The organism is Streptomyces sp. NPDC087300, assembly GCF_044744425.1.
Classification (GTDB): Bacteria; Actinomycetota; Actinomycetes; order Streptomycetales; family Streptomycetaceae; genus Streptomyces.
On sequence record NZ_JBIUYI010000002.1, the window covers coordinates 901,087 to 913,011 of the forward strand.

Here is an 11,925-nt window from a genome sequence, read left to right on the forward strand (position 1 = left end):
AGCTCATGGCCAGGGACCGCGAATCTCGGAGGTTACGAGAAAATGCCCACAGTTTCCTCGAAACGACGGCTCACCGCTGGTGCGGCCCTCGTCGTCGCGGCGCTGGTGACCACCACGGCCTGCGGCAGCGGTGACGGTGACGGCGACGGCGGAAAGGGTGCCGGCTACAACGCGGCGCTCGACAAGGTCGCCAACGCGTCCAAGAAGAAGGGGGGGACGCTGAAGATGGTCGGCAAGCAGGACCTGGACTCCGCCGACCCCCAGCGTGCCTACTACGGCATGTCGTGGGACTTCATGCGCTTCTACACGCGCCAGCTGGTGTCCTACGACACCAAGCCGGGCAAGGCGGGTACGAAGCTGGTCCCGGACCTCGCCACCTCCACCGCGAAGATCTCCGACGACGGCAAGACCTACACGTACAAGCTGCGTGACGGCCTCACCTGGGAGGACGGCTCCAAGCTGACCTCCAAGGACGTCAAGTACGGCATCGAGCGCGCCTGGGCGACGGACACCATCACCGGTGGTCCCGGCTACATCCGCCAGACGCTCGACCCCAAGAAGGAGTACAAGGGGCCGTACAAGGACAAGGGCGGTCTGGACGCGATCGAGACCCCCGACGACCAGACGATCATCTTCAAGCTGCCCAAGCGCAACGGTGACTTCGAGCAGTTCCTGGCCATGCCCACCGGTTCGCCGGTGAAGGAGGCCAAGGACACGAAGGCCAAGTACACGCAGCGACCCTTCTCCTCGGGCCCGTACAAGTTCCAGACGTACAAGTCCAACAAGAAGATCGTGCTGGTCCGCAACGACAAGTGGAAGAAGTCCTCGGACCCGATCCGCGCCGCGCTGCCGGACAAGATCGACGTGACGATCTCCGCCAACCTGGAGGAGAACGACAAGAAGCTGATGGAGGGCGACTTCGACGTCGACCTCAACGGCACGGGCATGACCCAGTCCGGCCGCGTCACCGCGGTCTCGGACCACCGTGCCAACGTCGACAACATGCACACGTCCTTCGTGCGCTACGTCGCGCTGATCCACACCGCGAAGCCGTTCGACAACGAGCACTGCCGCAAGGCCGTCTTCTACGCCACGGACTTCGCGAGCCTCCAGCAGACCCGCGGCGGCAAGGTCGCGGCCGGTGACATCGCCAACAGCACCTTCCCCGTGGCGATCCCCGGTCACAGCGACTACGACCCGTACGGCGTCCTGAAGCGCAAGGGCAAGCCGGACCTGGCCAAGGCCAAGGACGAGCTCAAGCAGTGCAAGATGCCGAACGGCTTCAGCACCAAGCTCACCGCGCGCAACAACAACCCGGGTGAGGTCGACGCCGCCGAGGCACTCCAGGCCCAGCTCGCGAAGGCCAACATCAAGGTCGACGTCGACGCCCTCGACGGTGCCGACACCTCCAGCATCACCGGCTCGCCCTCCGTCGTGAAGAAGCGCGGCTACGGCATGACGATGAGCGGCTGGGGCCCGGACTTCCCGTCCGGCCAGGGCTACGCGCAGCCGCTGTTCGACAGCCGCTTCCTGAACCCGACCGGTAACTACAACGAGTCCCAGATCAAGGACAAGAAGATCGACGGGCTCTTCGACAAGGCCATCGCGGAGACCGACCCGGTCAAGGCGGGCGAGGTCTACAAGGAGCTCGACAAGCGGATCCTCGACCAGGCCGACTGGATGCCCTTCCTCTACGAGAAGAACATCACCTGGCGCGGTTCGAGGCTGACCAACGCCTACATGTCCGACGCGTACAACGGTCGTTACGACTACGTCTCGCTCGGCGTCACGAAGTAACCGCCTTCGCAGTACCAGTAGTTGATCGACCGTCACATCGCCGCCGAATCCCGCCAGTCCGAAGGGCAGGTGATGGCCCCGGGCGATGACCGGGACCCCTCACAAGGGGGTCCCGGTCACCGCCGGGCCGCGCACAGTGCTTGCTTATCTCATCCGGCGCCTGATCGCCGTAATCATCATGGTGCTGGTCGTACTGCTCGCGACCTTCACCGTCTTCTTCATGCTGCCCAAGTGGGCGGGACAGGACATCGCCGTCCTCTTCGCCGGCAAGGCCACCGGAGCCGAGCAGATCGAGGGCATCCGGACCAAACTCGGACTCGACGACCCGCTTCTCGTCCAGTTCTGGGACTTCATCAAGGGCATCCCGATGGGGCGCGACTACGTCAACGGAAGTGACGTCACGCACTGCCCCGCGCCCTGCTTCGGCTACTCCTTCCGCACCGAGGCGCCCGTCTGGGAGACCCTCAAGGACGCGCTTCCCGTCACCGGCGCGCTCGCCGCGGGTGCCTGTGTCCTGTGGCTCGCCGCGGGTGTCGCCACCGGTGTGGTCTCCGCGCTCAAGCGGGGTTCCATCTGGGACCGTGCCGCGATGACCACCGCCCTCGGCGGCGTCTCGCTCCCCGTCTTCTTCACCGGCATGATCGCGATGGGTGTCTTCGTCCACCAGCTGGGCTGGGTGAAGATCGCGGACAGCCTCAGTACCGACGACTCACCAGGGGTCTGGCTCCAGACCCTGATCCTGCCGTGGATCGTCCTCGCCTTCCTCAACGCGGCGATGTACGCCCGCCTCACCAGAGCCACCATGCTCGAAGTGCTGGGCGAGGACTACATCCGCACCGCCCGCGCCAAGGGCCTCGGCGAGGTCACCGTCATCCGCAAGCACGCACTGCGTTCCGCGATGACGCCGATCCTCACCGTCTTCGGACTCGACCTCGGTGTCCTGATGGGCGGCGCCGTGCTCACCGAGTCCACGTTCAACCTGCCGGGCCTCGGCCTCGAAGCGGTCAGGGCGATCAGCAGCAAGGACCTGCCCGTCATTCTCGGCGTGACCCTGTGCGCGGCGCTCGCGATCGCCGTGGCCAACCTCGTCGTCGACCTTATGTACGCCGTCATCGACCCGCGAGTGAGGCTGGGATGACCGAACTGTCCAAGAGCGGAGCCGCGGTGGGCGAACCCGTCGCCGCGGACTCGCCCGCTCCCTCCGCCTTCCTCGAGGTGCGCGACCTCAAGGTGCACTTCCCGACCGACGACGGCCTGGTCAAGTCCGTCGACGGGCTCAACTTCTCGCTGGAGAAGGGCAAGACCCTCGGCATCGTGGGCGAGTCGGGCTCCGGCAAGTCGGTCACCTCGCTCGGCATCCTGGGCCTGCACACCGCGGGCCAGTACGGCTCCCGGCGGGCCCAGATCTCCGGTGAGATCTGGCTGGACGGCAAGGAACTCCTGAGCTCGCCGCCGGACGAGGTGCGCAAGCTGCGCGGCCGCGAGATGGCGATGATCTTCCAGGACCCGCTCTCCGCGCTGCACCCGTACTACTCCATCGGCAAGCAGATCACCGAGGCGTACCGGGTCCACAACGACGTCGACAAGAAGACCGCCCGCAAGCGGGCGATCGAGATGCTCGACCGGGTCGGGATCCCCCAGCCGGACAAGCGCGTCGACTCCTACCCGCACGAGTTCTCCGGCGGCATGCGCCAGCGCGCGATGATCGCGATGGCGCTGGTGAACAACCCCGAGCTGCTCATCGCGGACGAGCCGACCACCGCCCTCGACGTGACCGTCCAGGCGCAGATCCTCGACCTGATCAGGGACCTGCAGAAGGAGTTCGGCTCCGCGGTCATCATGATCACGCACGACCTGGGCGTGGTCGCCGAGATGGCGGACGAGCTCCTGGTCATGTACGGCGGCCGGTGCGTCGAGCGCGGCACCGCGGAGAAGGTCTTCTACGAACCCCAGCACCCCTACACCTGGGGCCTGTTGGGCTCGATGCCGCGCATCGACCGCGAGGAGACCGAGCGGCTGATCCCGGTCAAGGGCTCCCCGCCCAGCCTGATCAACCTGCCGAGCGGCTGCGCCTTCAACCCGCGCTGCCCCTACGCGGACATCCCCAAGGACCAGATCACCCGCAAGGAGCGCCCCGAACTGCGCGAGGTGGCCGCGGGGCACTACACCGCCTGCCACATGGGGCAGGAAGAGCGCACCAGGATCTGGACCGAAGAGATTGCGCCGAAGCTGTGAAAGACGACGTGAAGGGCCGTGAGATGACGATCCCGGCGCAGACGAAGGGCTCGCAGGAGCCACTGCTCAAGGTCGACGGCCTGGTGAAGCACTTCCCCATCAAGAAGGGGCTGCTCCAGCGCCAGGTGGCGGCGGTGCAGGCGGTCGACGGGCTCAGCTTCGACGTACGCCCCGGCGAAACCCTCGGCGTCGTCGGCGAGTCCGGCTGCGGCAAGTCGACGATGGGCCGGCTCATCACGCGCCTGCTCGAACCGACCGGCGGCCGCGTCGAGTTCGAGGGCACGGACATCACGCACCTGAACACCGGCGGGATGCGTCCGCTGCGCCGCGACGTGCAGATGATCTTCCAGGACCCGTACTCGTCGCTGAACCCGCGGCACACCATCGGTACGATCGTCGGCGCGCCCTTCAAGCTCCAGGGCGTCAAGCCCGAGGGCGGCGTGAAGAAGACCGTGCAGGAGATGCTGGAGCGCGTCGGGCTCAACCCCGAGCACTACAACCGCTATCCGCACGAATTCTCCGGCGGCCAGCGTCAGCGCATCGGCATCGCGCGGGCCCTGGCGCTGCGGCCGAAGCTGGTCGTGGCCGACGAGCCGGTCTCCGCGCTCGACGTGTCGATCCAGGCCCAGGTGGTCAACCTCCTGGACGACCTCCAGGACGAGCTCGGCCTGACGTACGTGATCATCGCGCACGACCTGTCGGTCATCCGGCACGTCTCCGACCGCATCGCGGTGATGTACCTCGGCAAGATCGTGGAGCTGGCGGACCGCAAGGACCTCTACTCCACGCCGATGCACCCGTACACCAAGGCGCTGCTCTCCGCGGTTCCGGTGCCCGACCCGCGGCGGCGCGGCGCCAAGAGCGACCGCATCCTGCTCCGCGGCGACGTGCCCTCGCCGATCGACCCGCCCACCGGCTGCCGCTTCCACACGCGGTGCTGGAAGGCGACGGAGATCTGCAAGACCAAGGAGCCGCCGCTCATCGCGCTGGCCACCGGTCACCAGGTGGCGTGCCACCACCCGGAGAACGCCGACGACCAGGCCCCGCAGGACACCAAGCTGCTCCAGGTCGCCAAGGAGGCGATCGACGTGGTGACGGTGGTGCCCAAGTCGGAGGAGACGGCCGCCGAAGCGGAGGGACCCGAGGCCGCGAAGAGCGAGCCCTCGTCGATTCCGCGGGCTTCGAAGGTCTCCGAGGCTTCGAAGGACAAGGGTCAGAAGTCGACTGACACATAAGGCAAGTTGACCCGGACGAACTACGCGTCCTAGGTCATGTACATGCCCTGGCGGGAGAGTGCAGAGTCTGCGTGTCCGTTTCCTCGGACACCCCCATCGGAACGCGTTCGAAGGGAAGACTCATGGCACTCTCCCGTTCGGCACGTCTGGGAGCGCTCGCGACCGCGGCGCTCTCCTTCTGTCTCATCGCCGCGGCCCCCGCGCCCCACCCCGGCTCCGACGGCGTCGGCGACCCGTACTTCCCCCAGCTCGGCAACGGCGGCTTCGACGTACGCCATTACGGTCTCGACATCGCCTACGACCCGGACACCGACCGCCTGGACGGCCGCACCACGATCACCGCGCGCGCCACCGAGAACCTGTCCTCCTTCGACCTGGACCTGCAGAAGCTCACGGTCACCCGGATCGAGGTGAACGGCAGACGCGCCGATTTCACCCGCACCGGCGACGAGATCCGCATCACGCCGCGCCAGGCCCTCGGCAAGAACAAGGACTTCACGGTGACGGTCACCTACGGCGGCGTGCCCGAGGCGCTCACCGGGCCCATCGTCTTCGGCTCCGACTACGGCTGGATGAAGACCGGCGACGGCGTCTTCGTCGCCTGCGAGCCCAACGCCGCCTCCACCTGGTTCCCCTCCAGCGACCACCCCTCCGACAAGGCCGCCTTCGACATCCGCATCAAGGCGCCCAAGGAGCTGACCTCGGTCTCCAACGGCCGCCTGGTGGGGACGTACGGCAAGGGGAGCCAGCGCACCGCTCACTGGCGCTCGACCAAGCCGATGGCCACCTATCTCGCGACCGCCACCATCGGGAAGTTCGACGTGAAGAAGGGCACGACCCCGGGCGGCACCCCGATCTACGTCGCCATCGATCCCGTCCTGGAGAACAGCAACAACGTCGACGTGTACGGCGTGACGGCCGAGGTCACCGACTACTGGTCGAAGGTCTTCGGCCCCTACCCCTTCGAGGAGACCGGCGCGATCGTCGACGACATGCCGCAGGCGGGCTTCTCCCTGGAGACGCAGACCAAGCCGGTGTACTCCGCGATCCGCAGCGAGTCGACCATCGCCCACGAGCTGGCCCACCAGTGGTTCGGCGACTCGGTGTCGGTCGAGAAGTGGCGGAACATCTGGCTCAACGAGGGCTTCGCGACCTACGCCCAGTGGCTGTGGAGCGAGCACAAGGGCACCCAGACCGCCCATGACGCCTTCCTGGCGGGCTACAACTCGCGCCCCGCCGACTCGGCCTTCTGGCAGATCACCGTGGGCGACCCGCAGCGCGACACCATGTTCGCCTCGGCCGTCTACAACCGCGGCGCGATGACGCTCCAGGCACTCAGGGAGCGCATCGGCGACAAGGACTTCTTCAAGCTCCTGAAGGCCTGGCCGAAGGAGCACCGGTACGGCAACGCGAGCACCGCGGACTTCGTCGGGCTCGCCGAGAAGATCTCGGGGAAGCAGCTCGACGACCTCTTCCGGACCTGGCTCTTCACGAAGGGGAAGCCGGCGCTTCCTTCGCGGTGATCCGCCAGGCGCCGACCTCGCGGTACCCGGAGTCGTACACGGCCTCGCCGTCGCCGGGCTCCAGCGCGTAGTGCCGCAGGTTGCCGCCCCAGTACCGCAGGATCCGCCCCAGCTCGTCGGCGGCCTTCCCCTCGAAGGCCGCCTCACCCAGGTCGACCTCAAGCACGAACTTCATCTCCCGCACCCCTTCCGGCGTCGTTCACTTCCTTCAACTTTCTCATTGAAGTGCTTTTTGGGACTTTTCCGAGCCGGGGCCGTGTTCGATGGGCAGATGTGACGGGAAAGTCTCAACTCCCGGTGACGGCGGCGCCGGTGCCGTGCCGCGCGCGGGTGACAATGACGCGTGCTCCAGGATCTGTTCACGCCCTCCGTCCAGCACGCGCTCGACATCGTGGGGATCTTCGTCTTCGCAATCTCGGGCGCGCTGCTCGCCGTGCGCAAGAACTTCGACGTCTTCGGCATCGCCGTCCTCGCCGAGGTCACCGCGCTCGGCGGGGGACTCTTCAGGGACCTGGTGATCGGGGCGGTGCCACCGGCCGCCTTCACCGACCTCGGCTACTTCATCACCCCGCTCTTCGCGGCCCTCCTGGTCTTCTTCCTGCACCCGGAGGTGGAGCGCACCCAGCTCGCCGTGAATGTCTTCGACGCGGCGGGCCTCGGCCTGTTCTGTGTCGCGGGCACCACCAAGGCGTACGACTACGGCCTCGGCCTCACCGCGTCGGCGACCCTCGGCCTGATGACGGCGGTGGGCGGCGGTGTGCTGCGTGACATCGTCGCCAACGAGGTGCCCTCGCTGGTCCGCTGGGACCGCGATCTGTACGCGGTGCCCGCCATCGTGGGCGCGACGATGGTCGCCCTGTGCATCCGTTTCGAGATGCTGACGGCCTTCACCAGCGGCGTCGCCGTCGTGACGACGTTCGGCCTGCGGCTGCTCGCGCTGCGCTACCACTGGCGGGCGCCGAGGGCCTGGAACCGGCGCTCCACGGCGGTGGAGGCGGAGGCCGAGGAGACGCCGTAGCCGGGCGGGCCCGGCAGAAAAAGCTACCGCTCAGTAGTTTCGTGTTGTACGTTGCTGGCATGGCAACGGCAGCATCATCCCTCCCCGCATCGGCGCCCGCGAGCATCGGCGACAGCGAGTTCGACCGCGACACCGCGGTCGTACGAAGGGAGCCCGGCGTCCACGACACCGAGCTCTCCGCCGGGTGGACGATCTTCGGCGCCGTCAACGGCGGCTACCTGCTGGCCGTCGTCGGCCGCGCGCTCGCCGACACCCTGCCGCACTCCGACCCGTTCACCGTCTCCGCGCACTACCTCACCGCGTCCCGCCCGGGTCCCGCCGTGATCCGCACGGACGTGGTGCGCGACGGCCGCTCGCTCTCCACCGGGCAGGCCTCGCTCTTCCAGTACGACGACGAGGGCCGCGAGGTCGAGCGGATCCGCGTGCTCGCCTCCTACGGCGACCTCGACGCGCTCCCCGACGACGTCCGCACGACGGCCGAGCCGCCCGCGCTGCCGCCCGTCGAGCAGTGCTTCGGCGCGCAGGACGCGCCCGGCGAAGGCCCGGTGCCCGGCGGCTCGCCCATCGCCGAGCGGCTCTTCCTCAAGCTCGACCCCGCGACGCTCGGCTGGGCGCTCGGGCAGCCCTCGGGCAAGGGGGAGATGCGCGGCTGGTTCGGCCTCGCGGACGGCCGCGACGCCGACCCGCTGTCCCTGCTCCTCGCGGTCGACGCGCTGCCGCCGACCGCCTTCGAACTGGGCCTGATGGGCTGGGTGCCGACCGTGGAGCTCACGGTCCACATCCGCTGCCGCCCCGCCCCGGGACCGGTGCGCGTCTCGATCACCACGCGGAACCTCGCGGGCGGCTTCCTCGAGGAGGACGCGGAGGTCTGGGACAGCGCGGGACGCCTGGTGGCGCAGTCGCGCCAGCTGGCGCGGGCGCTGAAGGCCTAGAGCCTGTCGTGCCGGGGCGCGCGGCCCGCGCGGGGTGCACTGAGGGATCCTTGACCGTGTGAAGTCCGACCGGCTGCTCTCGATCCTGCTGCTGCTCCAGACCCGTGGGCGGGTGCCCGCGCACGAGCTCGCCGAGCGCCTCGAAGTCTCCGTCCGCACGATCTACCGGGACGTGGAGGCCCTGTCCGCCTCCGGTGTCCCCGTCTACGCCGAGCGCGGCAGGCACGGCGGCATCGAGCTGCTCGCCGGGTTCCGCACGGACGTGACGGGCCTTACCGCCGACGAGTCGCGGGCGCTGTTCATCCTCGCCGCCGAGGGCACGCACGCCGCCCTCGGTCTGGACGCCGCGCTCGGCTCCGCGCTGCGCAAGGTGATGGCCGCGCTGCCCGAACCGCACCGGCCCGCCGCCGAGTTGATCAGCCGCCGCATCCTCGTCGACGCCGAGCGCTGGCTGCGCGGGCCGCGCCCGGCCGTCGACATCGCCGCGCTCCAGGAGGCGGTCTTCGCCGACCGCAGGCTGCGGCTGCGCTACCGGCACGGGGACGCCCCGGGGCCGCGGACGTACACCGTCGACCCGTACGGCCTCGTGTCCAAGGCCGGCGTCTGGTACCTGGTCGCCGACCGGGACGGGGTGCCGCGGCTGTTCCGCGCCGACCGGATCCGCTCGGCGACGCTCACCGAAGAGCCGGTCGAGCGCCGCTCGGGGGTCGAACTGGCAGACGTCTGGGCGGTGTTGAAGCGACAGGTCGAGGAGCGTCCCGGCGGCATCGAGGTGACGGCCCGGGTGCGGCGCGCCCGCGTCGACCTGTTCCTGCGCCTCAACGCCGCGGCCCTGGCCGGGCCGCCCGATGACGACGGCGCGGACGAGTGGGTCACGGTCCGCCTCGCCTACGGGGTCCTCGGCGAGACGCGCACCCTGCTGCCCTTCGCCGACCACGTCGAGGTGCTCTCGCCGCCCGAGGTGCGCGACGAACTCGCCCGCGCGGCGGCGGCCGTCACGGAGCTGTACGCAGGAAACGCGCCAGCTCGCCGGTGAGTTCGGCGGGCGCGTCCTCCTGTACGAGATGTCCCGCGCCCTCGATGAGCCGCAGCTCTGCGCCGGGGACGAGACCGGCGAGCTCGTGCCCGCGGGCCACCGGGATCCAGGTGTCGTCCGTGCCCCAGCAGATCAGCACGGGCAGGTCCAGCTCGCCGTACCTGGACTGGATCTCGTCGGTGTAGCGCTGGTCGTTCTGCTCGATCTGCCGGTAGAAGGCGGGCCCGCCCTGCGGGGTGCACCAGGGCGCCACGAGCCGGTCGAGCACGGCCGGATGCAGTCCCCGGTGGCTCGCGGAACTCACGTACTCGCGTACGAGCGCCTCGTGCAGAGCGGGCGGCAGCTGCCCGAAGACCTCGGCGTGCGCGCCGAGCAGCCGGTAGGCGGGGGAGCCCCAGGGGGCGAGCGCCACCGGGTCGACGAGCGCGAGCCGTGCGTAGCGGGCGCCGTGCAGCAGATGGGCGCGCAGGCTGACGCAGCCGCCGAAGTCGTGCGCGACGACGGCGGGTCGGTCAAGGCCCCAGTGGTCGAGCAGCTCGGTGAGCACGCGGGCCTGCGCGGCGAGCGAGACGTCCTGGCCCTCGCGCATCTCGGAGGCGCCGTATCCGGCCAGGTCCCAGGCGTACACGCGGTGTTCGGCGCTGAGGGCGCGGGCCACGCCGCGCCAGACGTACGAGGAGAAGGGCGTGCCGTGCACCAGGACGACCGGCGGCGCGTCGTCCGGGCCGAGCGCGGTCCAGCGGACGGTGCCGGAGGAGCTGTCGAAGCTGCGGTCGAGGACCCAGTTCTCGCGGGTTCCGGTGTTCTCGCGGGCGGTCGTCATGAGCGTAGATGGTAATTGCCCCTTACTCCTGTGTCGATATCACGGGCCGTCGAGCCAGTGCCCGCGCCCCAGGCTCACCAGGCGCAACTGGCGGCGCGCGGTGTCCGCCACGGCCTCCTCGGTGCCGGGCGGCGCCTCCAGGAACGCCGAAGCGGTCATCACCATGTGGTCGACGTACATCCCCGCGAGCATCAGGAGGTCGTCGTCGCTCCAGCCCGCCGATTCGGGCTCCTTGGCGAACTGGGCGCTCACCTCCCGCGCGAACAGGGCGAGTTGGCCGCCGATCGCGGCCCGTACGGGCTGGACGCCGCCGTGCCGCTCGCGGGCGATGAAGCGGACGTGCGCCGGGTGCGTCCTGACGTACGCGGCGATCAACTCCACGGTGGCGGAGATGCGTTCCTCTCCGTCGCCCGTGGTCACCAGGAGTGTGCCGAGCGTCGTGTGCAGGCTGTCGAGCGCCTCCTCGACCAGCGCCACGCCCAGGTCGGCGGTGTCGCGGAAGTGCCGGTAGAAGGCGGTGGGCGCGACCCCCACGGCACGAGTGACCTCGCGCAGGCCCAGGCTGCTGAGGCTCTGCTCCTCCAGGAGGCTCAGGGCCGCCTCGAGGAGGGCCTGGCGGGTCTTCTGCTTCTGGGCCTGCCGGATGCCGGGCGGGGTGTGACTCATGCCATTCAGTTAACAGCTGTTCTCCGAGTTTTGAAAGCCGGGGAGGGAGTAGACTTCTCAGTCAGTGAACAGTTGTTACCACAAGCGTTAACCGAACTGGTCCACCGAATCGAGAGGGATCTGATCTCATGCTCTTCCTTGTCGCCGCCCTCCTGCTGCTGGGTGTCGCCATGGGTTCCGTGGCCCACGCCCCGCTGCCGGTCACCCTCGTCGCCGCCGCCGTCATCGGTGTCTGGCTCGCCGTCTTCGCGGTCCGCGAGCGCCGGGCGCGCCACCACTGATCCGTACGACACCTCCACCTGTCAGGAGTCGCACCATGGCACTCATCGCTGATCGCGCCACTGATCGAGCCACTGAACGCACCGCTGATCGCGCCGCCGAGCGCCCCGCGGAGCGTCCGGCCGCGCGCCCCGTCGGCAGGCGGGACGCCGACGGGATGGCCGTCGCCTCCTTCGTGCTCGGCCTGCTCGGACTGCTCGTCCTCAACCTCTTCCTCGGCCCGGTCGCCATCGTCCTCGCGGGCCTCGCCCTGTGGCGCGGCACCGCCCGCAGGGGCCGCGCGCTGCTCGGTCTCGGGCTCGGTGTGGCCGACCTCGTGGTGCTCGTCACGCTCGTCTCGATGGACAACACCGTGTCCTGGGGTCTCGCAGGCTGATACCA

Annotated in this window: 13 protein-coding genes; 10 read left to right on the forward strand and 3 right to left on the reverse strand. The window is 69.2% G+C overall.

Translation table 11 applies throughout. The features are described from left to right. The first annotated feature begins 42 nt into the window (after positions 1-42). From ACIO9J_RS09610 to ACIO9J_RS09630, 5 genes are all read left to right on the forward strand, one after another. The gene (locus ACIO9J_RS09610; protein ID WP_401995142.1) at positions 43-1,797 is read left to right on the forward strand and encodes an ABC transporter substrate-binding protein; all 1,755 of its coding nucleotides are present in this window, start codon (positions 43-45) and stop codon (positions 1,795-1,797) included. Positions 1,798-1,933: 136 nt separating this feature from the next. Beyond that, a complete protein-coding gene (locus ACIO9J_RS09615; protein ID WP_401995945.1) occupies positions 1,934-2,935 on the forward strand; it encodes an ABC transporter permease in 1,002 nt (333 codons plus the stop codon). Next, the gene (locus ACIO9J_RS09620) at positions 2,932-4,032 is read left to right on the forward strand and encodes an ABC transporter ATP-binding protein (RefSeq protein ID WP_401995145.1); all 1,101 of its coding nucleotides are present in this window, start codon (positions 2,932-2,934) and stop codon (positions 4,030-4,032) included. Before ACIO9J_RS09615 ends, ACIO9J_RS09620 begins: the two co-directional genes overlap by 4 nt. 23 nt (positions 4,033-4,055) lie before the next feature. After that, a complete protein-coding gene (locus ACIO9J_RS09625) occupies positions 4,056-5,267 on the forward strand; it encodes an ABC transporter ATP-binding protein (RefSeq protein WP_401995147.1) in 1,212 nt (403 codons plus the stop codon). Between the two features lie 122 nt (positions 5,268-5,389). Beyond that, the gene (locus ACIO9J_RS09630) at positions 5,390-6,790 is read left to right on the forward strand and encodes a M1 family metallopeptidase (protein WP_401995150.1); all 1,401 of its coding nucleotides are present in this window, start codon (positions 5,390-5,392) and stop codon (positions 6,788-6,790) included. Here ACIO9J_RS09630 and ACIO9J_RS09635 read toward each other — a convergent pair. Further along, positions 6,756-6,965, reverse strand: a complete 210-nt coding sequence (locus ACIO9J_RS09635; protein ID WP_401995153.1) for a hypothetical protein — start codon at positions 6,963-6,965, stop codon at positions 6,756-6,758. The two genes, ACIO9J_RS09630 and ACIO9J_RS09635, sit on opposite strands and share 35 nt — an antisense overlap. A gap of 168 nt (positions 6,966-7,133) precedes the next feature. Here ACIO9J_RS09635 and ACIO9J_RS09640 point away from each other — a divergent pair, with 168 nt between their 5' ends. Genes ACIO9J_RS09640 through ACIO9J_RS09650 form a run of 3 tightly spaced genes read left to right on the forward strand, consistent with a single transcriptional unit; the run spans position 7,134 to position 9,776 of the window. Continuing rightward, on the forward strand, positions 7,134-7,808 hold the full coding sequence (locus tag ACIO9J_RS09640; RefSeq protein WP_401995156.1) for a trimeric intracellular cation channel family protein: 675 nt from the start codon (positions 7,134-7,136) through the stop codon (positions 7,806-7,808). Between the two features lie 59 nt (positions 7,809-7,867). Further along, on the forward strand, positions 7,868-8,740 hold the full coding sequence (locus ACIO9J_RS09645; RefSeq protein WP_401995159.1) for a thioesterase family protein: 873 nt from the start codon (positions 7,868-7,870) through the stop codon (positions 8,738-8,740). Positions 8,741-8,798: 58 nt separating this feature from the next. Then, on the forward strand, positions 8,799-9,776 hold the full coding sequence (locus ACIO9J_RS09650; RefSeq protein ID WP_401995162.1) for a helix-turn-helix transcriptional regulator: 978 nt from the start codon (positions 8,799-8,801) through the stop codon (positions 9,774-9,776). Here the strand turns inward: ACIO9J_RS09650 and ACIO9J_RS09655 are convergent. Then, positions 9,736-10,599 carry an alpha/beta fold hydrolase gene (locus tag ACIO9J_RS09655; protein ID WP_401995165.1) on the reverse strand — a complete coding sequence of 288 codons (864 nt, stop codon included), beginning with the start codon at positions 10,597-10,599 and terminating at the stop codon, positions 9,736-9,738. The two genes, ACIO9J_RS09650 and ACIO9J_RS09655, sit on opposite strands and share 41 nt — an antisense overlap. A 39-nt stretch (positions 10,600-10,638) precedes the next feature. Continuing rightward, complete coding sequence (locus ACIO9J_RS09660) at positions 10,639-11,265, reverse strand: TetR family transcriptional regulator (RefSeq protein ID WP_401995168.1); 627 nt, start codon at positions 11,263-11,265, stop codon at positions 10,639-10,641. A 128-nt stretch (positions 11,266-11,393) separates the two neighbouring features. Between ACIO9J_RS09660 and ACIO9J_RS09665 the strand changes: the two genes are divergently transcribed. Both ACIO9J_RS09665 and ACIO9J_RS09670 read left to right on the forward strand, forming a co-directional pair. Beyond that, the gene (locus ACIO9J_RS09665) at positions 11,394-11,546 is read left to right on the forward strand and encodes a hypothetical protein (RefSeq protein WP_401995171.1); all 153 of its coding nucleotides are present in this window, start codon (positions 11,394-11,396) and stop codon (positions 11,544-11,546) included. 35 nt (positions 11,547-11,581) lie between these two features. Beyond that, the gene (locus ACIO9J_RS09670) at positions 11,582-11,920 is read left to right on the forward strand and encodes a hypothetical protein (protein WP_401995173.1); all 339 of its coding nucleotides are present in this window, start codon (positions 11,582-11,584) and stop codon (positions 11,918-11,920) included. The last annotated feature ends 5 nt before the right edge of the window (positions 11,921-11,925 follow it).